This is a genomic window from Streptomyces sp. NPDC020845, assembly GCF_044334165.1.
In the GTDB taxonomy this organism is placed as follows: Bacteria; Actinomycetota; Actinomycetes; order Streptomycetales; family Streptomycetaceae; genus Streptomyces.
Genome location: NZ_JBIRSJ010000005.1, coordinates 508,490 through 530,537, shown reverse-complemented (window position 1 = coordinate 530,537; position 22,048 = coordinate 508,490). Strand labels below are relative to the sequence as shown.

16 protein-coding genes and 1 pseudogene are annotated in these 22,048 nt (G+C 70.1%); 10 read left to right on the top strand and 7 right to left on the bottom strand.

Annotated elements, in window-relative coordinates; genetic code table 11:
* The first annotated feature begins 13 nt into the window (after positions 1–13).
* Genes nuoL through nuoN form a run of 3 tightly spaced genes read left to right on the top strand, consistent with a single transcriptional unit; the run spans position 14 to position 5,214 of the window.
* The gene (gene nuoL, locus ACH4U7_RS15470) at positions 14–1,909 is read left to right on the top strand and encodes an NADH-quinone oxidoreductase subunit L (protein WP_398528411.1); all 1,896 of its coding nucleotides are present in this window, start codon (positions 14–16) and stop codon (positions 1,907–1,909) included.
* 3 nt (positions 1,910–1,912) lie between these two features.
* Entirely contained in the window at positions 1,913–3,562 is a 1,650-nt protein-coding gene (locus ACH4U7_RS15465) for an NADH-quinone oxidoreductase subunit M (protein ID WP_398528410.1), read from the top strand.
* A complete protein-coding gene (nuoN, locus tag ACH4U7_RS15460; protein ID WP_385613723.1) occupies positions 3,559–5,214 on the top strand; it encodes an NADH-quinone oxidoreductase subunit NuoN in 1,656 nt (551 codons plus the stop codon). The genes ACH4U7_RS15465 and nuoN overlap by 4 nt, the downstream gene beginning before the upstream one ends.
* A gap of 87 nt (positions 5,215–5,301) precedes the next feature.
* Here the strand turns inward: nuoN and ACH4U7_RS15455 are convergent, their stop codons facing one another.
* Both ACH4U7_RS15455 and ACH4U7_RS15450 read right to left on the bottom strand, forming a co-directional pair.
* Positions 5,302–5,799 (bottom strand): hypothetical protein, encoded by a 498-nt coding sequence (locus ACH4U7_RS15455; protein WP_398528409.1) that lies wholly within the window; start codon positions 5,797–5,799, stop codon positions 5,302–5,304.
* Between the two features lie 49 nt (positions 5,800–5,848).
* Positions 5,849–7,201 (bottom strand): fumarylacetoacetate hydrolase family protein, encoded by a 1,353-nt coding sequence (locus ACH4U7_RS15450; protein ID WP_398528408.1) that lies wholly within the window; start codon positions 7,199–7,201, stop codon positions 5,849–5,851.
* A gap of 219 nt (positions 7,202–7,420) precedes the next feature.
* Between ACH4U7_RS15450 and ACH4U7_RS15445 the strand changes: the two genes are divergently transcribed.
* The 6 genes from ACH4U7_RS15445 (at position 7,421) to ACH4U7_RS15420 (ending at position 14,705) form a co-directional block, all read left to right on the top strand.
* Entirely contained in the window at positions 7,421–8,680 is a 1,260-nt protein-coding gene (locus ACH4U7_RS15445; RefSeq protein WP_398528407.1) for an ATP-grasp domain-containing protein, read from the top strand.
* Between the two features lie 55 nt (positions 8,681–8,735).
* Positions 8,736–9,938, top strand: a complete 1,203-nt coding sequence (locus tag ACH4U7_RS15440) for an FAD-dependent oxidoreductase (RefSeq protein ID WP_398528406.1) — start codon at positions 8,736–8,738, stop codon at positions 9,936–9,938.
* Between the two features lie 311 nt (positions 9,939–10,249).
* Positions 10,250–11,260 carry a polyprenyl synthetase family protein gene (locus tag ACH4U7_RS15435; RefSeq protein WP_398528405.1) on the top strand — a complete coding sequence of 337 codons (1,011 nt, stop codon included), beginning with the start codon at positions 10,250–10,252 and terminating at the stop codon, positions 11,258–11,260.
* Between the two features lie 284 nt (positions 11,261–11,544).
* Complete coding sequence (locus ACH4U7_RS15430; protein WP_398528404.1) at positions 11,545–12,762, top strand: outer membrane lipoprotein carrier protein LolA; 1,218 nt, start codon at positions 11,545–11,547, stop codon at positions 12,760–12,762.
* Between the two features lie 22 nt (positions 12,763–12,784).
* On the top strand, positions 12,785–13,807 hold the full coding sequence (locus tag ACH4U7_RS15425) for an ABC transporter ATP-binding protein (protein WP_398528403.1): 1,023 nt from the start codon (positions 12,785–12,787) through the stop codon (positions 13,805–13,807).
* A complete protein-coding gene (locus ACH4U7_RS15420) occupies positions 13,794–14,705 on the top strand; it encodes an ABC transporter permease (RefSeq protein ID WP_398528402.1) in 912 nt (303 codons plus the stop codon). The genes ACH4U7_RS15425 and ACH4U7_RS15420 overlap by 14 nt, the downstream gene beginning before the upstream one ends.
* Positions 14,706–14,864: 159 nt before the next feature.
* Here the strand turns inward: ACH4U7_RS15420 and ACH4U7_RS15415 are convergent.
* From ACH4U7_RS15415 to ACH4U7_RS15405, 3 genes and pseudogenes are all read right to left on the bottom strand, one after another.
* Positions 14,865–15,848, bottom strand: a pseudogene (locus ACH4U7_RS15415) (M28 family metallopeptidase); the annotation flags it as partial.
* Positions 15,849–16,133: 285 nt separating this feature from the next.
* The gene (rarD, locus tag ACH4U7_RS15410) at positions 16,134–17,132 is read right to left on the bottom strand and encodes an EamA family transporter RarD (RefSeq protein WP_398528530.1); all 999 of its coding nucleotides are present in this window, start codon (positions 17,130–17,132) and stop codon (positions 16,134–16,136) included.
* A gap of 119 nt (positions 17,133–17,251) precedes the next feature.
* Positions 17,252–18,109 carry an SDR family oxidoreductase gene (locus ACH4U7_RS15405; RefSeq protein ID WP_398528401.1) on the bottom strand — a complete coding sequence of 286 codons (858 nt, stop codon included), beginning with the start codon at positions 18,107–18,109 and terminating at the stop codon, positions 17,252–17,254.
* A 100-nt stretch (positions 18,110–18,209) separates the two neighbouring features.
* Between ACH4U7_RS15405 and ACH4U7_RS15400 the strand changes: the two genes are divergently transcribed.
* Positions 18,210–18,626, top strand: coding sequence for a winged helix-turn-helix transcriptional regulator (locus tag ACH4U7_RS15400; protein WP_398528400.1), 417 nt, complete (start codon positions 18,210–18,212; stop codon positions 18,624–18,626).
* 92 nt (positions 18,627–18,718) lie between these two features.
* On the opposite strand, the gene ACH4U7_RS15395 is transcribed toward ACH4U7_RS15400, so the two are convergent.
* Both ACH4U7_RS15395 and ACH4U7_RS15390 read right to left on the bottom strand, forming a co-directional pair.
* A complete protein-coding gene (locus ACH4U7_RS15395) occupies positions 18,719–19,828 on the bottom strand; it encodes a 2-oxoacid:ferredoxin oxidoreductase subunit beta (RefSeq protein ID WP_385613757.1) in 1,110 nt (369 codons plus the stop codon).
* Positions 19,821–21,773 carry a 2-oxoacid:acceptor oxidoreductase subunit alpha gene (locus ACH4U7_RS15390; RefSeq protein WP_398528399.1) on the bottom strand — a complete coding sequence of 651 codons (1,953 nt, stop codon included), beginning with the start codon at positions 21,771–21,773 and terminating at the stop codon, positions 19,821–19,823. Before ACH4U7_RS15390 ends, ACH4U7_RS15395 begins: the two co-directional genes overlap by 8 nt.
* Positions 21,774–22,048: the final 275 nt, after the last annotated feature.

The window sequence follows — 22,048 nt, the reverse complement described above, 5'->3', positions numbered from 1 at the left end:
GGGTCGCGTTCACGTGGAGAACCTCATCGGATTGCTTGTCGCGGCCCCGCTGCTCGGCGCGGCCCTGCTGCTGTGCGGGGGGCGGCGGCTGGACGGCAAGGGCCATTTGCTGGGCACCGCGCTCGCGCTCGCCTCCTTCGTGATCGGGGCGGTGCTCTTCGCCGACATGCTCGGCCGGGACGAGCACGACCGGGCCCTGCACAGCCATCTGTTCAGCTGGATCCCGGTCGGCGGCTTCCGGGCGGACGTCGCCTTCCAGCTCGACCAGCTGTCGATGACCTTCGTGCTTCTGATCACCGGTGTGGGCGGCCTGATCCACATCTACTCGATCGGCTATATGGAGCACGACGAGCGCCGCCGCCGCTTCTTCGGCTATCTCAACCTCTTCCTCGCGGCGATGCTGCTGCTCGTCCTCGCCGACAACTACCTGCTGCTGTACGTGGGGTGGGAGGGCGTCGGCCTCGCCTCGTATCTGCTGATCGGCTTCTGGCAGCACAAGCCCAGCGCGGCCACGGCGGCGAAGAAGGCGTTCATCGTCAACCGGGTGGGCGACGTCGGCCTGTCCATTGCCATCATGCTGATGTTCACGACCTTCGGCACGTTCGCCTTCGCCCCGGTGCTCTCGAACGCCACCGATGCGGGCGAGGGCAAGCTCACCGCCATCGGGCTGATGCTGCTCCTGGCAGCCTGCGGCAAGTCGGCCCAGGTGCCGCTGCAGTCCTGGCTCGGGGACGCCATGGAGGGCCCGACCCCGGTCTCCGCCCTGATCCACGCGGCCACCATGGTGACCGCGGGCGTCTATCTGATCACCCGCTCGGGCGCGATCTTCAACAACGCGCCGGACGCGCAGACCGCTGTGGTCACCGTCGGCGCGGTGACGCTGCTCTTCGGTGCGATCGTCGGTTGCGCGAAGGACGACATCAAGAAGGCCCTGGCGGGCTCGACCATGTCGCAGATCGGCTACATGATCCTGGCCGCCGGGCTCGGCCCGATCGGCTATGTCTTCGCGATCATGCACCTGGTCACCCACGGCTTCTTCAAGGCGGGGCTCTTCCTCGGCGCCGGCTCGGTCATGCACGGCATGAACGACGAGGTCGACATGCGCAAGTACGGCGGCCTGCGGAAGTACATGCCGGTCACCTTCGTGACCTTCGGGCTCGGCTATCTCGCGATCATCGGCTTCCCTGGGCTTTCCGGCTTCTGGTCCAAGGACAAGATCATCGAGGCGGCCTTCGCCAAGGGCGGTACGGAGGGCTGGATCCTGGGCGGCGCGGCGCTGCTCGGCGCCGCCATCACCGCGTACTACATGACCCGCGTGATGCTGCTGACCTTCTTCGGCGAGAAGCGCTGGGAACCCGACGAGCAGGGCAATGAGCCACACCCCCACGAGTCGCCGAAGTCCATGACCATCCCGATGATCGTGCTGGCCTTCGGATCGGTGTTCGCCGGCGGGCTGTTCAGCCTCAACGACGCGTTCTTGAAGTGGCTGGAGCCCGTCACCAGCCACAGCCACGGGGACTCTCCGCTCAGCGCCGCCACCGTCACCGCCGGGACCATGGTCGTCCTGCTGATCGGCGTCGCGATCGCCTGGGTGCAGTACGGGCGCCGGCCCGTTCCGCGCACTGCACCGCGCGGCAGCCTGCTCACCCGGGCCGCCCGGCGCGACCTGCTGCAGGACGACTTCAACCACGTCGTCCTCGTCAAGCCCGGTGAGTATCTGACCCGCGGACTGGTCTATGTGGACCACAAGCTGGTCGACGGCGTGGTCAACGGCACCGCGGCCTCGGTCGGCGGCCTCTCCGGGCGGCTGCGCAAGCTCCAGAACGGCTACGCCCGTACGTACGCGGTCTCGATGTTCGGCGGTACGGCGGTGCTCATCGCCGCGACCCTGCTGATGAGGGCGGTCTGAGTCATGTCATTTCCCCTGCTGACGGTCACGGCCGCGGTGCCCGCGCTGGGCGCGATCGCCACCGCCGCCGTGCCCGCCGCCAAGCGCGCCGCCGCCAAGTGGGTGGCGCTGGGCTTCTCGCTGGCCACGCTCGTCCTGGCGGCGATCGTGCTGGTGCGCTTCGACCCGGACGGCGCCCACTTCCAGCTCGCCGAGTCCCACGCCTGGATCAAGGACTTCGGCGTGCGGTACGAGCTGGGGGTGGACGGCATCGCGGTCGCGCTGATCGCGCTGACCGCGGTCCTCATCCCCTTCATCATCCTGGCCGGGTGGCATGACGCCGACCCGCTGGAAGAGGCCAGCCCCAACCGCCGCTGGCGGCCCACCCAGGGCTTCTTCGCGCTGATCCTGATGGTCGAGGCGATGGTGGTGATCTCCTTCGAGGCCACCGACGTCTTCCTCTTCTACATCTTCTTCGAAGCCATGCTGATCCCGATGTACTTCCTCATCGGCGGCTTCGGGGACCGGGCCGGAGGGCGGTCCGAGGAGGAGTCGGCCACCCAGCGCTCGTACGCCGCCGTCAAGTTCCTGCTCTACAACCTGGCGGGCGGCCTGATCATGCTGGCCGCGGTGGTCGGCCTGTACGTGGTCACCGCCGACGACCTGGGCACCGGCACCTTCTCGCTGCAGCAGATCACCGACGCCCGGGCCGCGGGCACCCTGGACATCGCGACCAGCACCGAGCGGCTGTTGTTCCTCGGCTTCTTCTTCGCCTTTGCTGTGAAGGCGCCGCTGTGGCCGCTGCACACCTGGCTGCCCAACGCGATGGGGGAGGCCACCTCCCCCGTCGCCGTGCTGATCACCGCGGTGGTCGACAAGGTCGGCACCTTCGCGATGCTCCGCTTCTGCCTCCAGCTCTTCCCGGAGGCCAGCAAGTGGGCCACGCCGGTGATCCTCGTCCTCGCCCTGATCAGCATCATCTACGGGGCGCTGCTCGCGGTCGGCCAGCGGGACATCAAGCGGCTGATCGCATACGCCTCGATCTCCCATTTCGGCTTCATCATCCTCGGCATCTTCGCCATGACGACGCAGGGCCAGGGCGGAGCCACCCTGTACATGGTCAACCACGGCATCTCGACCGCGGCGCTGATGCTGGTGGCCGGATTCCTGATCACCCGCCGCGGATCGAGGCTCATCGCCGACTACGGCGGGGTGCAGAAGGTCGCCCCGGTGCTCGCCGGCACCTTCCTGATCGGCGGTCTGGCGACCCTGTCGCTGCCGGGGCTGGCGCCGTTCATCAGCGAATTCCTGGTCCTGGTCGGCACGTTCAGCCGCTATCCGGTGCTCGGCATCATCGCGACCGTCGGCATCGTGCTGGCCGCGCTGTACGTCCTGGTGCTGTACCAGCGCACCATGACCGGCCCGGTGAAGGCCGAGGTGCGGGGCATGCCCGATCTGAAGGTGCGCGAGCTGGTGGTGGTGGCGCCGCTGATCGCGCTGCTGATCTTCCTCGGCGTCTACCCGAAGCCGCTGACCGACATCGTCAACCCGGCTGTCGATCACACGCTGTCCGTGGTGGACAAGAAGGATCCCAAGCCCGATCACCCCGTCACTGACGCGGGCTGGTTCAGCTACAGCCCGATGCACGACCGTGCTTCCGGAGGTGCCAAGTGAGCCATGCGGCCACTGTCCACAGCCTGTGGACGACAGCGGCGGTGTCGCCCCCCGACAAGATCCCCACGCCGCATATCGAGTACGGCCAGCTGGCGCCCACCCTGATCGTCCTCGGCGCCGCGATCGTCGGGGTGCTGATCGAGGCCCTGCTGCCGCGCCGCCACCGCTACGCCGCCCAGCTCTTCGTCTCCGTGGTCGCCCTGGCCGCGGCTTTCGCCGCCGTCCTGGGCCTCGCGGCCGGGGACTACGGCACGAGCAAGGCGCGGATCGCGGCCATGGGCGCCATCGCGGTCGACGGACCCGCGCTCTTCCTGGAGGGCACGATCCTCCTCGTCGCGCTGGTCGCGGTCTTCACCTTCGCCGAGCGGCGGCTCGACCCGGCGGCCCACGGCAATCGCGTCGACTCCTTCGCCGCGCAGGCGGCCGCCGTCCCGGGCGGAGACGCCGAAAAGGCCGCGGTCAAGGCGGGGTTCACCACCACCGAGGTCTTTCCGCTGCTGCTCTTCGCGGTGGGCGGCATGCTCATCTTCCCCGCCGCCAACGACCTGCTGACGCTCTTCGTGGCGCTGGAGGTCTTCTCGCTCCCGCTGTATGTGCTGTGCGCGCTCGCCCGGCGGCACCGCATGCTCTCGCAGGAGGCCGCCGTCAAGTACTTCCTGCTCGGCGCCTTCTCGTCCGCCTTCTTGCTCTTCGGGATCGCGCTGCTGTACGGCTACGCGGGCACCGTCACCTACGCGGGGATCGCCGATGTCGTCGACGGCACGGTCCGCGAGGTCACCCCGGCGCTCGCCGGGACCATGGGCAATGACGCGCTGCTGCTCATCGGCGGCGCGATGGTGCTGATGGGCCTGCTGTTCAAGATCGGCGCCGTCCCCTTCCACATGTGGACGCCGGACGTCTACCAGGGCGCCCCGACCCCCGTGACCGGCTTCATGGCGGCGGCGACCAAGGTTGCGGCGTTCGGCGCGCTGCTGCGGCTGCTGTACGTCGTACTGCCGGGGCTGCGCTGGGACTGGCGGCCGGTGATGTGGGGGGTGGCGATCGTCACCATGCTGGGCGGTGCGATCGTCGCGGTCACCCAGACCGATGTGAAGCGGCTGCTGGCCTACTCCTCGATCGCCCACGCCGGCTTCATCCTGGCCGGTGTCATCGCCATGACGCCCGACGGCATCTCCTCGGTCCTCTTCTACCTGGCCGCGTACTCCTTTGTGACCCTCGGCGCGTTCTCCGTGGTCACTCTGGTCCGCGACGCGGGCGGCGAGGCCACGCATCTGTCCAAGTGGGCCGGGCTCGGCCGCCGTTCGCCCCTGGTGGCAGCGGTCTTCGCGGTCTTCCTGCTGGCCTTCGCCGGAATCCCGCTGACGAGTGGCTTCGCGGGGAAGTTCGCCGTCTTCAAGGCGGCGGCCGACGGGGGCGCGGGGCCGCTGGTGGTGATCGGTGTGATCTCCTCGGCGATCGCGGCGTTCTTCTACATCCGGGTGATCGTCCTGATGTTCTTCAGCGAGCCGCGGACGGAGGGCCCGTCGGTGGCGGTGCCGTCCCCGCTGACCTCGGCGGCGATCGCGATCGGCGTCGCGGTGACGATCGTGCTGGGCGTCGCCCCGCAGTACTTCCTCGATCTGGCCGGCCAGGCGGGGGTCTTCGTACGCTGAGCGCCCCTCGCCTTGTGCGGCCGCTCGGCGGCCGTCCGCCCGGTCCCCCGTGTGGGGGCCGGGCGGACGCGCTTCAGAGCCGTCAGGTCAGCCGCCGGTGATGCCGCCGACGCTCTCCAGACCGGGGATGTCGGTCGGGATGTTGGTCGGGATGTCGGCGGGGGTGGTCACCTTGGTGAAGGTGTCGTTCATGCCGGCGTCCCAGCTGACCTTGAGGGTTTTGCCGTCCGCGCTCGCCGTCACCTTGCCCATGGTGCGGTCCGTGTTGCCGTCGGCGCACTTGAGCATCAGCATCTTGTTGCCCATGTCGGCGTACTCGCCGCTGCACTGGTGCTTGCCCGCGATCAGGGCCGCCTTCTCGCCGCTGATGGACAGGATCATCGCCTCGCCGCCGGACTTGGACATATAGGCGCCCGACACCGCGCCGCCCGCGCCCCCCTCCGCAGGGGCGCTCGACTGCTCGCTCGCCGGGGCCTTCTTGGACGGGTCCGACTTGCTGTCGCCCCCGTCGCTGTCGCTGCCGCATCCGGTCAACAGCAGGGCGGCCGCGGCCGCCGCACCGGCGATGCGCACTGCCTTGATCACGTGTTTCTCCTCGGTTGTGGGGACGAGAACACGACAAGCTAGCAGCCGCTCAGGGCGTGGACGGGACGACGCAACCGGTTACTTCCCCTAGTGCGACACGGTTGTTACCGGGGCCCGGTGCCCAGGCGGTGAGGGTCACCTCGTCGCCGTCCTCCAGGAACGTCCGCTCGCCGTCGGGCAGTCGCAGCGGGTCGCGGCCCGACCAGGTCAACTCCAGCAGACAGCCGCGCTGATCGGGCTCGGGGCCGCTGACCGTGCCGGAGGCGAAGAGGTCGCCGGTGCGCAGCGAGGCGCCGTTGACCGTCATATGCGCGAGCTGCTGGGCGGCCGTCCAGTACATGGCCGCGAAGGGCGGGTGGGAGACGGGGTGGCCGTTGATGGCGACCTCGATGCGCAGGTCGAGCCCGCCCGGCTCGGCGGCCCCGGCGGTCTCGGCGTCCCCGGCGGTCTCGGCGGCTGTGGTGGCGGAGTCGTCGAGGTAGGGGAGGAGCGGGACGTCGCGGGCGGGTGGGGCGGTACGGGCGGCGGCGAGGGCGTCCAGCGGGGTGATCCAGGCGGCCACGGAGGTGGCGAAGGACTTTCCGAGGAAGGGGCCGAGCGGGCGGTACTCCCAGCTCTGGATGTCGCGCGCGGACCAGTCGTTGAGCAGGCAGACGCCGAAGACGTGGTCGTGGAACCCGGAGAGCGGCACCGGTGTATTGAAAGGTGAAGGGGCACCGACGACGAAGGCGACCTCAGCCTCGAAGTCGAGCCGGCGCGTGGGGCCGAACGGGGGGAGCGCGGAATGAGCGGGAGCGGATTGACCAGACGTGGGCTGATCAGAGGTGGGCTGATCAGAGGTGGGTTGGGCGGATTCGGCTTGGCCGGCGGGCGGGCGGAGTTGGCCGCGGGGGCGTACGACGGGCGTGCCGGAGACCACGACCGTGCCCGCGCGCCCGTGGTAGCCGATGGGCATGTGCTTCCAGTTGGGGGTGAGCGGGCCGCCCTCCGGGCGGAAGATCCTGCCCACATTGGACGCGTGGTGCTCGCTGGCATAGAAGTCGACGTAGTCGGCGACTTCGAAGGGCAGATGGAGCGTGACGGTGGTGAGGGGGTGCAGAAGGGGCTCGATGGCGGACCGGTGCGCCGACTCGGTCAGCCAGCCGCGCAGCTCTTCTCGTACGGCCTGCCAGACCGAACGGCCCGCGGCCATCAGCGGATTGAGCGTCGGATGGCCGAGCAGTGCGGCGTGCGGGGAGCCGACGGCGGCCGCGGCGGCGCCCGCGTCCAGCACATGGTCGCCGTAGCGGACCCCGATCCGGCGCAGGTCAGGGGCGTCGGGGGTGGTGAAGACGCCATAGGGGAGGTTGTGCGGGCCGTACGGATCGTCATGGGGCAGGTCGAGCGGGCTCAGTGGTGGCATGGGTGTGCCTCGCCTTCTCGTCGTCGCCGGGGGCTGCCGGGATCACCGGGCCACACCCTACGGGGGCGGGCGCGCGAAGGGAGGACTGTACCGACTGTTGCCTAAAGAGATGGTAATGTCCGGATAGTCTTGCCCTGGTCGTCAATTCCCCAGTAGCGTCCTTAATCGGGTCACGCACGGTGGGGGGGGCCACTGCGCTGCGGTGACCGAGGGGGACTCGTGGCGAGCAGTGACGTGCCGTTCGCGGTGGACCGCACAGTGCCCGGTCTGATCGTGAAGATCGGCGACTACCCGCTGCACCATGGGGGCGTCGGCGCCATCCGGTCCCTGGGCCGCCTGGGCATCCCCATGTACGCCGTCACCGAGGACCGTTGGACTCCGGCCGCGCTCTCGCGCTATCTGGAGCGGGCCTTCGTCTGGCCGACCACCGGCATGGAGCGGCCGGAGCGGCTGGTGGAGGGGCTGCTGCGGATCGGGCGGGCGATCGGGCGGCGGCCGGCCGTCCTGCTGCCGACGGACGAGGAGGCGGCGGTGCTGATCGCCGAGCACGCCGACACCCTCGCCGGAGAGGGCCGTTTCCTCTTCCCGCGTGCGGAGCCCGGGCTGCCCAGGCGGCTGGCCAGTAAGCAGGGGCTGTACGAGCTGTGTCTGGACCACGGCGTGCCCACCCCGTCCGCGGCGTTCCCCGATTCGTACGCCGACGTCAAGGAGTTCGCGGCGACCGCGCGCTTCCCGGTGGTCGCCAAGAACCGGGAGGCGTTCGAGCGGCGCAGAAGGCCGGCGGTCGGCGGCACCACGCGGATCACCGGGCCGCGTGAGCTGCTGGCGCTGGCGACCGGGTGGGGTCGGCGGCCCGGGGTGATCCTGCAGGAGTATCTGCCGAGGGAGGAGGCCGAGGACTGGATCGTGCACGCCTACTTCGACGCGGAGAGCACGCCACTGGCGATGTTCACCGGGGTCAAGGTGCGGTCCTGGCCGCCGCATGCGGGCATGACGGCCTGCGCCTATGCGGTGGACAACCCCGAGCTGGCGGAGCTGGCCGCCCAGTTCATCAAGCGGATCGGCTTCTCCGGAATCGTCGATCTGGACTGGCGCTTCGACCGGCGGGACGGGCGGTACAAACTGCTCGACTTCAACCCCCGCATGGGCGCGCAGTTCCGGCTCTTCGAGAGCGAGGCGGGCATCGATGTGGTCCGCGCCCAGCACCTGGACCTGACGGGGCGCAAGGTCCCGGAGGCCGAGCAGCGCGCGGACCGGCGGTTCGTCGTGGAGAACATCGACCTGCCCGCGCTGCTCGCCTACCGCCGCAGCGGATACACCACCCCGCACGCGCCCGCCCGTGCGGGCGGGACCGAGCTGGCGTGGGCCGCGCGCGACGACATGAAGCCGTTCTTCACGATGCTGGCGCGCTGTGTGCGGCCCGGCGCAGTCCACCTGTACCAGCGGTGGCGCGCTACCAGTAGGTCGCGCCACCAGTAAGTCGCGCCATGAGTAGGTCGCACCACGAGTAAGTGACGTCTCGGGGAGGGGACTTGTGAACGATCCGGTAGCAGTCATCGGGGCCGGTCCTTACGGCCTGTCGGCGGTGGCCCATCTGCGTGCGCGCGGCCTGTCGGTCCGCGTCTTCGGGACACCGATGGTGAGCTGGCGTGAGCACATGCCGGCCGGGATGCTGCTCAAATCCACCCCGGTGGCCTCGAATATCGATGCCCCGCAGGTGGGGCACACCCTGCTCGACTTCTGCTGTGCGGAGGGCGGCAAGCGCTATGAGTCGGACTGGGACATCATCCCGGTCGAGACCTTCGCGCGGTACGGGCTGTGGTTCCAGGAGCGGCTGGTGCCGGAGCTGGAGCAGGTGCGGGTGGTGTCGGTCGACCGGCGGGGCGGCCGGTTCGAGCTCAAGCTGGACTCGGGGGAGCAGTTCGCCGCGTGCGCCGTGGTGGTCGCCAGCGGGCTGGCCGGGCTCGCCCATCTGCCCGCCGAGTTCGCCGCCGCCGTCCCCGACGGGCCCTCTCCCACCGGGCCCGTATCGCACAGCTCACAACACCGCGACCTGGGGCGGTTCGCCGGACGTGAGGTGGTGGTGGTCGGGGCCGGGCAGTCGGCGCTGGAGTCCGCGGTGCTGCTCGCCGAGGCGGGCGCCGCGGCGGTGCGGGTGGTGGCGCGGGGGCGGCGCGCGGTCGCGTTCGGCGCGCCGCCGGACCGTCAGCCGCGGCTGCGCCCCGGGTCGCCCTTCGGGCGCGCCTGGTCGCTGTACGCGCTCTCGCACCACGCCGCGGCCTTCAGGCGGCTCCCCGCGCCGGCCCGGCGGTATCTGGTCCGCACGGTGCTGGGGCCGCTGGGCGCCTGGTGGCTGCGGGAGCGCTTCGCGGGGCGGGTGCAGGTCACACAGGGGCAGCGGGTCACCCGGGTGGAGGCGGAGAGCGGCGGGCGCGTGGCGCTCTCCCTGCGCGGTGGCGGGCGCGCCGGTGAGCTGGCCGCGGACCATGTGATGGCCGCGACCGGTTACCGGATGAATGTGGCGGCGCTGGGCTTCCTCGGGCCGGAGCTGAGGGCCGAGGTGGTGAGCAGGGCCGGAGGGCCGTGGCTGGACGCGGGCTATGGCTCCTCCGTACCGGGCCTGTACTTCACCGGGCTGCCCGCGGCAGCGAGCTTCGGGCCGGTCATGCGCTTCGTCTGCGGCACCGAGTACGCCTCGCCCCGGCTGGCGAAGGCGGTGGCGTTGGCCCATGGGTGACGGTCGGTGTGGCCACCCGCCCGAGGAAGGCGTGTCGGCCGCGGATGGCACAGCCGATCAAGGATTGACCGACTGTTGATCAGTGATCGACCCAGAGTCGATCACTGAATGATCGGGGACCTGAACACGTTTGATCTGCCGGTGAGCGCGGAGAATGTCGTGGGGAGCCGGTCGGCAGAGCGCCGGAAGTGATAGCTCGCACAAGGCGGGAAGGCGCCCATGGTGATCGCCAGCCGACCGGATACGCTGCCTTTAGTGGAGACAGCGACACATCGACATTGCGTGTGACCGCAGGCAGACAGGAGTACCCCGTGAGCGTCGTCGGGCCCATCGGGCTGAGCGTGCGGGACCGGACTCTGGAAGCCGATACCCAGGCCGGGCTGACAGCCGTCGAAGAGGGCCTGCTGGAGGCCACGAAGAGCGACGTGCCGTTCATCACCGGGGCGGCCCAGCATCTGATGCGGGCGGGCGGCAAGCGGTTCCGGCCGCTGCTGGTGCTGCTCGCCGCGCAGTTCGGCGACCCGTACGCGCCCGGGGTGGTGCCCTCGGCCGTCGTGGTCGAGCTGACGCACCTGGCGACGCTCTACCACGACGACGTCATGGACGAGGCGGACGTCCGCCGCGGTGTGGCCAGCGCCAACGCCCGTTGGGGCAACTCGGTGGCGGTGCTCACCGGCGACTTCCTGTTCGCCCGCGCCTCGCACATCCTGGCCGATCTGGGCCCGGAGGCGGTGCGGATCCAGGCCGAGGCGTTCGAGCGGCTGGTGACCGGGCAGATCCTGGAGACGGCGGGGCCGAGGGACGGCCAGGACCCGATCGAGCACTACCTGGACGTGCTCCAGGGCAAGACCGGCTCGCTGGTCGCGGTCTCCGGGCGGTTCGGCGCGATGATGTCGGGGGCCGACGAGTCCGTCGTCAGCATCCTCACCCAGTACGGCGAGCGGCTGGGCATCGCCTTCCAGTTGGCCGACGACGTACTGGACATCGCCAGCGACAGCCATGAGTCGGGCAAGACCCCCGGCACCGACCTGCGGGAGGGCATCGCCACCCTCCCCGTGCTCCATCTGCGCGCGCAGGCGGAGACGTCCGGCTCCGCCGAGGACCGCGAGCTGTGCGAACTGCTGACCGCAGACCTCAGCGACGACGGGCTCCACGGCGAGGTGCTGCGGCGGCTGCGCGTCCACCCGGCGCTGGAGCAGGCCCGCCAGGACACCTTGCGCTATGCGGAGGAGGCCCGCGCGATGCTGGCGCCGCTGCCCGAGGGGGCGGCGAAGGCCGCGCTCGAGGGGCTGTGCGACGCGGTGGTGCACCGGGCCGGCTGACCGCCTCCGCCTTCCCCGCTGCCGTCCGCGCCCTCGTCTTCCGGCTGCTCCGGCCCGGACTTCCGGGTTCTTCGGTCCGGACTTCCGGCTTCTTCGGTTCAGACCTGCGGCGCATCGGGTCCTACCTCAGGGGTACCCAGAGGTGATCCTGTCGGCTGACGCGCCAAGACGGTCGATTTGGTGGGATTGAAGGACCACCACATGGCGGTATCGGGTGACAATGGCCCGAGAGGTGGACGAGTGCGAGGCTGACAACCGCCGCCGACGACGGAGGTAGAGCACATATGGCACGGATCCGACCGACACAGGTCGCCGACGACGGTTTCTGGGATGAGGACCGACCGAAAGGGCGCCATAAAGCCGTCCGGTACGCCGCCCCGGTGGCGGTGGCCGGTATCGCGGCGGCGACGATCGGGCTGGTCCCGGCCCTCGCCAGCACCGGTTCGCCCGATCTGCCGAAGATCACGGCAGAGGAGCTGATCAGCAAGATCGCCGCATCGGACGCCGAGCAGCTGTCCGGCTCGGTGAAGATCACGACCGATCTGGGCATACCCTCCCTCCCCGGAGGCGTCTCGCTCGGCGACCTCGCGGGCGGGCAGCAGGGGAACGGCGACGCCGCGCCGGAGTCCAAGCTCGCCGAGCTCGCGTCCGGCTCCCACACCCTGCGGGTGGCCGCCGACGGACCGGAGCGGCAGCGGGTCTCGATCATCGAGAAGGCCGCCGAGTACAGCGTCATCCACAACGGCGACGAGGTGTGGGCGTACAACAGCGCCGACAACTCGGTTTACCACGCCAAGTCCCCCGAGAAAGCCGCCAAGGGCGACCACCGTCGTGAGGTGCCCGAGGACCTGAGCGGCCTCACCCCGCGGGAGGCCGCCAAGAAGGCGCTCGCCGCCGTGGACGACACGACGCAGGTCAAGGTCGACGGCACCGCCAGGGTCGCCGGACGGGACGCCTACCAGCTGCTGATCCGTCCCAAGCAGAGCGACGCGGCCCACTCGACGGTTGGCTCCATCCGTATCGCCGTGGACGCGCACAACTGGGTGCCGCTCAAGTTCACCCTGGAGCCCAAGAGCGGTGGCAAGGCGGCGATCGATGTGGCCTTCACCGAGGTGGACTTCGGCAAGCCCAAGGCGAGCGCCTTCCGCTTCACCCCGCCCAAGGGCGCGAAGGTCACCGAGGAGGGCCGCGCCGAGCACAAGGCCAAGGCCAAGGGCGGGGAGAAGGGCCTCCGCGAGCTGTCCAAGCTGAATGTGGTCGGCAAGGGCTGGGACTCGGTGGCGCGGCTGGACCTTCCCGGCGGCCTGCCCGCCAGCGCGAGCGGCGGGGGCGGGCCCAGCGAGTTCCTGGGCGGTCTGGGCAAGAAGGTCAAGGGGGACTTCGGCTCGGGCACGGTGCTCAGCACTCGCCTGGTCAACGCCTTGATCACCGATGACGGCAAGGTCTTCGTCGGCGCGGTCGACAAGAACGCCCTGATCGACGCCGCGGACGCGGCCAAGTGACCGCTTGACGAAGGGGGAGCCCGTGGAGGAGCCGTCCGCCGAGGACACGGCCGGGGCACCGACCGCCCGCGCGACGGGCGCGGCGGTGGAGACCCGCGGGCTCACCAAGCGCTACCGAGGTGGACAGCTCGCGGTCGACGGGCTGGATCTGACCGTGCCGCGCGGCAGCGTCTTCGGCTTCCTCGGGCCCAACGGCTCGGGGAAGACGACGACCATCCGCATGCTCATGGGCCTGATCGAGCCCACCGCGGGAAGAGCCCGGGTGCTCGGCGCGCCCATGCCGAGCGCCGCCCGCAGCGTGCTGCCCAGGGTCGGGGCCCTCATCGAGGGCCCCGCCCTGTACCCCTTCCTGAACGGTCGGGACAATCTGATCCGCTTCGACGCCGCCGACCCCACCGCCGACCCGCGCACCCGGGCCGCGCGGGTCTCGGCCGCCCTGGAGCGGGTGGGTCTCTCGGCCGCGGCGCGCAAGAAGGCCCGTGCGTACTCCCTCGGCATGAAACAGCGCCTGGGCCTGGCCGCGGCGCTACTCCAGCCGCGGGAACTGCTCGTTCTCGACGAGCCGACGAACGGCCTCGACCCGCAGGGCATGCGGGAGATCCGGGCGCTGGTGCGCGAGCTGGCCGAGGACGGCACCACCGTCTTTCTCTCCTCCCACCTCCTCGATGAGATCGAACAGGTGTGCACTCATGCGGCGGTCATGGCCCAGGGCAGACTCATCGCCCAGGGCACCGTCGCCGAGCTGGCGGCCGGCAGCCGCGGCCGGCTGTCCGTCACCACCCCGGACCCCGCGGACGCGGTCCGCGTCCTGAAGGAACACGGGGTGACGGACATCGTGGTCCTGGACGAGCGCGTCACGGGGGAGCTGCCCTCGGCCGGGCCCACTTCCGCCTCCGGCGAGAGTGCCCCGCCGTTCGACCTGGCGGACCTCAACGCCGCCCTCGTACGCGCCGGGGTGCGGGTCCGGGCCTTCGGAGCGGAGCGGGCCTCGCTCGAGGACGCCTTTGTCGCACTGACCGGGGAGGGCTTCGATGTCGCAGGCTGAGGTCAAAGCTGAGGTCGAAAGGGCTGCCGGGGCGCCCACCCGGCGGCCGAGCCCGCTGTGGACGCTCGCCCTGTTCCGCAGCGAGCTGGGCACCACCTTCCGCCGCTGGCGGACCATCGCCCTGCTCGGCGTGCTCGCGGCCATCCCGGTCCTCACCGGAATCGCGGTGAAGATCGAGACGAGCGACGGCGGCTCGTTCGGTGAGGGACACGGGGGAGACGGCCAGGGCCCCGCCTTCTTCTCCCAGATCACCAACAACGGCATCTTCCTGGTCTTCGCCTCGCTGGCGGCGACGCTGCCCGTCTTCCTGCCGATGGCCATCGGCGTGATCGCCGGTGACTCCATCGCGGGCGAGGCGGGCTCGGGCACGCTGCGCTATCTCCTGGTCGCACCGGCCGGGCGGACCCGCCTCCTCCTCGCCAAGTTCACCACCGTGATCGCCTTCTGCCTGGTCGCCACGGGTGTGGTGGCCGCGGCCGGACTGGCGACCGGGGCGCTGCTCTTCCCCCTCGGCGATGTCACGCTGATCTCGGGAACCACCGTCTCGTTCACCGACGGACTGCTCAGGACCCTGGCGGTGGCGGGCGTCGTGGCGTGCTCCCTCATCGGCATCGCGACGGTGGGCCTGTTCATCTCGACCCTCACCAACAGCGGGATCGCGGCCATGGCGGCGACCGTCGGGCTGCTGATAACGGTGCAGATCCTGGACACCATCCCGCAGCTGCACGCGATCCAGCCGTATCTGTTCCCGCATTACTGGCTGTCCTTCGCGGACGTTCTCCGGGACCCGGTCTACTGGGACCAACTCATCAAGAACTTCGAGCTGCAGGCCCTTTATGTGGCGGTGTTCGGCTCGGCCGCCTGGGCGCGGTTCACCGCGAAGGACATCACCGCCTGAGCCGAGCTGAGCCGAGCTGAGCCGAGCTGAGCCGAGCTGAGCCGAGCTGAGCCGAGCTGAGCTGAGCCGAGCCGTACGACGACGGCGACGACGGCGGCCGCGGGTGGCGAACCCCGCGACCGCCGCTCAGCTGTCCGCCGTCGGCTGGGCTCGCGGTCAGCTGCTGAGGGTCCAGATGGCGTACGCGATGGCGTCGGTGTTGCGGTCCAGCGCGGTGTCGTTGATGTTGCTCGAGGTGTCGCAGGACCGGTGGTAGCAGCGGTCGAACGCCTGGCCGGAGGTGCCGCCCCACTTCTGGGCCTGGGCGGCGGTCTTGGTGTAGTCGGCGCCGCTGAACAGCCCGCCCACCGGCACGCCCACGTTCTTGAACGGCGCGTGGTCGGAGCGCCCGTCGCCCTCCGTCTCGATCTCGGTGGGCACGCCCTTGGTCGCGAAGAAGTCCTTGAACACGGACTCGAGGCGCGCGTCGTCGTCGTAGACGAAGTAGCCCGGGTTGGGTGAGCCGATCATGTCGAAGTTGAGATACGAGTCGATCTTCGCGCGATTCGCGGTCGACAGGCTGTTCACGTAGTACCGGGAGCCCACCATCCCCAGTTCCTCGGCGCCCCACCAGCCGAACCGGAGGTGCTTCGTGGGCTGCAGCCCCGCCCTGGAGACGGCGAGCGCGGTCTCCAGGACACCCGCCGAGCCCGAGCCGTTGTCGTTGATACCGGGGCCGGCGGTGACGGAGTCCAGATGGGCGCCCGCGAACACCACGTTGTCGGCGTCGCCGCCGGGCCAGTCGGCGATGAGGTTGTAGCCGGTGGCACCGCCGGAGGTGAACTGCTGCACGGTGGTGGTGAACCCGGCCGCGTCGAGCTTGGCCTTGATGTAGTCGAGCGAGGCCTTGTAACCGGGGCGGCCATGGGCGCGGTTGCCGCTGTTGGCGGTGGCTATGGACTGCAGCTGGCTCAGGTGGGCCTTGACGTTGGCGACCGGGATGTCGGGCGCCGCGAGGGCGGCCGCGGCCGCCGGGGCCGGCGTCGGTCCGGCCGGTGGCAGCGGCGCGGCGGGCGCCGCGGTGGCCAGGGCCGCGACGATCGCACCGGCCGCTGTGGCGGCGGTGGCGGCCCGGCGTATCAAGGATCTTCCGGTTGACGACATGGGGGGCTCCGAATTCCGAACGAGGACAGGACGGAATGAACGTGTCGCTGTGTGGTGCACGCACCCGGTGGGGCGGGGAGCGCTGAAGCGGTGGCACGGTGTAGAGGTGGCACGTGGGTGCGGAGTGTCGCAAAGGCAGATGCTCCGGGTCCGGTTGACGCCGCGTCAAGGGCATAAACCGGACACCAGCCGCCGCATATCGATCCCGCGCGGCCTTTTACGGGCGTGACCGCCGAGCTTCCTGCCGGTCCTCAGCAGGTCGTCGACATTTCCTCAGCAAGCCCTCTAGCCGAGGACGGGGTCCTCGGCCGCCGTGCCGCCGTTCTGCGCCGTCGCCGCGGCGGCCCGCTCGGAGGCCGCGCGCAGCTGTGCCCGCGCCCGGCGGGCCGTACGCAGCGCGTCCCAGGTGAGCAGGGCCAGCGCGAGCCATACGAGGGAGAAGCCCGCCCAGCGCTCGGGCGGCATGGACTCGTGGAAGACGGCGACGCCGAGCGCGAACTGGAAGATCGGGGCGATGTACTGCAGCATCCCGATCGTCGACAGCGGCAGCCGTACGGCCGCCGTCCCGAAGCAGATCAGCGGCAGCGCGGTGATCAGCCCGCTGCTCGCCAGCAGCGCCGAGTGCCCGGCACCCTCGCTGCCGAAGGTGCTGTCCCCGCGCGCGGCCAGGAAGATCACGAAGCCGAGCGCGGGCAGGAACTGGACCGCGGTCTCGGCGGCGAGCGATTCCAGTCCGCCCAGGCCGATCCGCTTCTTGACCAGGCCGTAGGTGGCGAAGGAGAAGGCGAGGGTGAGCGCGATCCAGGGCAGTGAGCCGTAGCCGACCGACAGCACGGCCACGGCGGCCACGCCGACGCCGACCGCCACCCACTGCACCGGCCGCAGCCGCTCGTGCAGCAGCAGAACGCCGAAGCCGATGCTGACCAGGGGGTTGATGAAGTATCCGAGCGAGGTCTCGACGACATGGCCGCTGTTGACGCCCCAGATGTACAGGCCCCAGTTGACGGAGATGACGGCCGCCGCGATCGCGATCATCCCCAGCCGCGCGGGCTGTCGCAGCAGCGGACGTATCCAGGACCAGCGGCGCAGCGCGAGCAGTACGAGGACGACGGCCACCAGCGACCACACCATGCGGTGGGCAAGGATCTCGACGGCCCCGGCGGGCTCGAGCAGCGGCCAGAAGAGGGGGACCAGGCCCCACATGCCGTAGGCGGCGAAGCCGTAGGCGAGTCCGCTGCGCTGCTGAGGCTGGCTCTCCGGCTTCACATGTCCTCCCGGCGGCATGGCGACCTGTCGAAGGTAGCGCCGAAGCGGCCCGCCTGTCATTTACGTATCGTCATACGGTCATGACAAGCGGGCCGCCGTGCGGTCGCCGGGGGATTCAGGGTGCTCAGCCCCGGTGCTCAGCCCTTGAGGGCCGCCGCGATCGAGTCCGCGATCGGGGTGGTCGGCCGGCCGATGAGGCGGGAGAGGTCGCCGGGAGTGCCGGCCAGCCGGCCGCGGGAGATCGCGGCGTCGACGTCCACCAGGATCTCGGCCAGCGGCTCGGGAAGGCCGGCGCCGGTCAGGATGGCCTTGTGGGTCTCGGCCGGCACGGGGCCGTACGCGATCTCCTTGCCGGTCTGCTTGGCAATCTCGGCGGCGTACTCCTCGAAGCTCCAGGCGGTGTCGCCGCTGAGCTCGTACGCCTTGCCCTCGTGGCCCTCGCCGGTCAGCACCTCGACGGCGGCGGCCGCGTAGTCGGCGCGCGAGGCGGAGGCGACGCGGCCGCCGGCCGCGTTGTTGACGACGGCGCCGTGCTCCAGCACGGGGGCCAACTGCTCGGTGTAGTTCTCGTGGTACCAGCCGTTGCGCAGCAGCACGTACGGCAGGCCGGAGGCCTGGATGGCCTGCTCGGTGACCTTGTGCTCATCGGCCAGGGTGAAGTCGGCCGCGGGGCCGCCGAGGACGCTGGTGTACGCGAGCAGGGCGACGCCCGCCTCCTTGGCGGCGTCGATGACGGCCTGGTGCTGCGGAACGCGCTGGCCGACCTCGCTGCCGGAGATCAGCAGCACCTTGTCGCCGGAGGCGAAGGCGCCCTGGAGGGTTTCCGGCCGGCTGTAGTCGGCGATGCGCAGCTGTACGCCGCGCGCCGCGAGGTCGGCCGCCTTGTCGGCGTCCCGCACCACGGCCACGATCTGGTCCGCGGGGACCTTCTCCAGCAAACCCTCGACGACGAGGCGGCCGAGGTGGCCGGTGGCTCCGGTGACGACGATGCTCATGTCTGTTTTCTCGCTTTCATCCTCTTGGTGTCGATCTGTGAACCACCCTAGTCTCGACGCTAACCATTTGAAAGTACCCACTTTGAAGTAAGGTACGGGCATGCCGGTTAGTGAGAAGGTCACCGAGAAGACGCGGGGCGTGCTGATAGGCGGCCCCGAGGCCGCCATGTGCCCGTCACGACTGGTGCTGGAGCATGTCACCAGCCGTTGGGGCGTTCTCGTCCTCGGCGTGCTGATGGACGGGACGCACCGCTTCAGTGAGGTGCGGCGCGCGATCGGTGGCGTCAGCGAGAAGATGCTGACGCAGACCCTTCAGACCCTGGAGCGGGACGGCTTTGTGCACCGCGAGGCGTATCCCGTCATTCCGCCGCATGTGGACTACTCGCTGACCGAACTCGGCGAGGAGGCGGCCCGGCGGGTGTGGGCGCTGGCCGAGTGGACGAACGAGAAGGTCCCGGAGGTCTTGGCCGCCAGGGAGGCGTACGACGCCGCCAAGCGCGATAAAAGGGCGCGATAAAAAACGGGTGCCCGCCCGGGGCGTCGTCAGACGCTCCGGGCGGGCACCCTCCCCCAGCTACCGCTGGGAGGTGCCCCTCCGTGCACTTCGGATCAGCCGACGACGGTCCAGGTGTCGTGGCCTGTGAGCAGGGCGCCGAGGTCGCCCTTGCCCTTCTGCTCCACTGCGGCCTCGAGTTGGGTGGTCATCTCGGCCTCGTAGACCGGGCGGGCGACATTGCGCAGCACCCCGATGGGGGTGTGGTGCAGGGTGTCGGGGTCGGCGAGGCGGGTCAGCGCGAAGGCGGTGGTCGGCGAGGCGGCATGCGCGTCGTGGACCAGCACCCGCTCGGTGCCCTCCCGGGTCACATCGATGACCTTGAGGTCGCCGGTGGCCGGGTCGCGGACGACGCCCTTGGAGCCGAGGCCGTCGCCGCCGTCCTCCTCGCTGAACGGCGCGCCGAAGCGGATCGGCTTGCCGTGCTCGAGACGGATGACGGCCTCCAGCGCCTGGTCCCTGTCCTTGAGGACTTCGAAGGCGCCGTCGTTGAAGATGTTGCAGTTCTGGTAGATCTCCACCAGCGCGGTGCCCGGGTGGGCGGCCGCCTCCCGCAGCACCTGGGTGAGGTGCTTGCGGTCGGAGTCCACGGTGCGGGCGACGAACCCGGCCTCGGCGCCCAGCGCGAGCGAGAGGGGGTTGAAGGGCGCGTCGAGCGAGCCCATCGGCGTGGACTTGGTGATCTTGCCGACCTCGGAGGTCGGGCTGTACTGGCCCTTGGTGAGGCCGTAGATCCGGTTGTTGAACAGCAGGATCTTCAAGTTGACGTTGCGGCGCAGGGCATGGATCAGGTGGTTGCCGCCGATGGACAGCGCGTCGCCGTCGCCGGTGACCACCCACACCGACAGATCGCGGCGCGAGGCGGCCAGGCCGGTGGCGATGGCGGGGGCACGGCCGTGGATCGAGTGCATCCCGTACGTGTTCATGTAGTACGGGAAGCGGGAGGAGCAGCCGATGCCGGAGACGAAGACGATGTTCTCCTTCGCCAGGCCGAGTTCGGGCATGAAGCCCTGGACGGCGGCGAGGACCGCGTAGTCACCGCAGCCGGGGCACCAGCGCACTTCCTGGTCGGACTTGAAGTCCTTCATGGTCTGCTTGGCGCCGGCCTTCGGCACCAGTGAAAGCGCGTCGACGGAGGAGAGCCCTTCCGTGATCGTCTCAGTCATCGATGGCCTCCTTAAGGGCCGTCGCAAGCTGCTCGGCCTTGAATGGCAGCCCCCGCACCTGGGTGAAGGAGCGGGTGTCGACCAGGTACTTGGCGCGGAGCAGGGTGGCGAGCTGACCGAGGTTCATCTCGGGCACGACCACCTTGTCGTAGCGGGCCAGCACCGCGCCGAGGTTCCCCGGGAAGGGGTTGAGATGGCGCAGATGGGCCTGGGCGATGGCGTCTCCGGCGGCGCGGACCCGGCGCACGGCGGCGGTGATCGGCCCATAGGTCGAACCCCAGCCCAGCACCAGCGTGCGGGCGTCGCCGGTGGGGTCGTCCACCGTGATGTCCGGCACCTCGATGCCGTCGACCTTGGCCTGCCGGATGCGCACCATGTGCTCGTGGTTGGCCGGGTCGTAGGAGATGTTGCCGGTGCCGTCCTGCTTCTCGATACCGCCGATGCGGTGCTCGAGGCCGGGGGTGCCGGGCACCGCCCAGGGGCGGGCGAGCGTCTCGGGGTCGCGCTTGTACGGCCAGAAGACCTCGGTGCCGTCCGCCAGGGTGTGGTTGGGGCCGCTGGCGAACCGGACCCGCAGATCCGGCAGGTCCTCGAGGTCCGGCACCCGCCACGGCTCCGACCCGTTGGCGAGGTAGCCGTCGGAGAGCAGGAAGACGGGGGTGCGGTAGGTCAGCGCGATACGCACCGCGTCCAGCGCCGCGTCAAAGCAGTCCGCCGGGGTCTTGGGGGCCACGATCGGCACCGGGGCCTCGCCGTTGCGCCCGTACATCGCCTGCAGCAGATCGGCCTGTTCGGTCTTGGTGGGCAGACCGGTCGACGGGCCGCCCCGCTGGATGTCGACCACCACAAGCGGCAGTTCCAGGCTGACCGCGAGCCCGATGGTCTCCGACTTGAGCGCCACGCCGGGGCCGGAGGTGGTGGTCACCGCGAGCGCCCCGCCGAAGGCGGCGCCCAGCGCCGCGCCGATGCCCGCGATCTCGTCCTCGGCCTGGAAGGTGCGCACGCCGAAGTTCTTGTGCCGGGACAGCTCATGCAGGATGTCCGAGGCGGGCGTGATCGGGTACGAGCCCAGGAACAGCGGCAGATCCGCCTGGTGCGAGGCAGCGATCAGCCCGTACGACAGCGCCAGATTGCCGGAGATGTTGCGGTATGTCCCCGGGGGGAACGCGGAGGAGGCGGGCGCCACCTCGTAGGAGACCGCGAAGTCCTCCGTCGTCTCGCCGAAGTTCCAGCCGGCCCGGAAGGCGGCCACGTTGGCCTCGGCGATCTGCGGCTTCTTGGCGAACTTCTGGCGCAGGAACTTTTCGGTGCCCTCGGTCGGGCGGTGGTACATCCACGACAGCAGACCGAGCGCGAACATGTTCTTGCTGCGCTCCGCCTCCTTGCGGGACAGCCCGAACTCCTTGAGCGCTTCGACGGTCAGCGTCGTCAGCGGCACGGGGTGGACGTTGTACCCGTCCAGCGAGCCGTCCTCGAGCGGGCTCTGGTCGTAGCCGACCCTCGCCATCGGGCGCTTGGTGAACTCATCGGTGTTGACGATGATCTCGGCGCCGCGCGGCACATCGCCCAGATTGGCCTTCAGCGCGGCCGGGTTCATCGCCACCAATACGTTCGGCGCGTCGCCGGGGGTGAGGATGTCGTGATCGGCGAAGTGCAGCTGGAAGCTCGACACGCCGGGGAGGGTGCCGGCAGGGGCCCGGATCTCGGCCGGGAAGTTCGGCAGCGTGGACAGGTCATTGCCGAATGACGCCGTCTCCGAGGTGAACCGGTCACCCGTGAGCTGCATACCGTCGCCCGAGTCACCAGCGAACCGGATGATCACCCGGTCCAGACGGCGGACCTCTTTGCCGCCGTCCGACGCTCGCTGTCCCCCGACGTGCGTCTGCCCGTCCTGCTGATCGGCTGGTTCGGCCTGCTCGGCCGGGCTACTGACCTGGCTGGTCACTGATTCGGACCTCCCTTGAGGCGGCGCTCGTGGACATCGGTGCCGACCGGTTGTCCCATCGCCATCGTACGTCGGTAAGGGTCGCCTTCCCTGACCGGATCGCATAATGGACGCCCTGACACTGCCCCTTTATGCGGTGAATTGTCATGCTCTGCATGCGCCCCCGTACTCATGTCGAGCGATACTCCCCTTTCGGTCTTTGGACGTACGACGGATGCGACTGCCAATCGACCGGGCCGGACCGGACCGGATCGGATCGGACCAGCCTGGCCCGG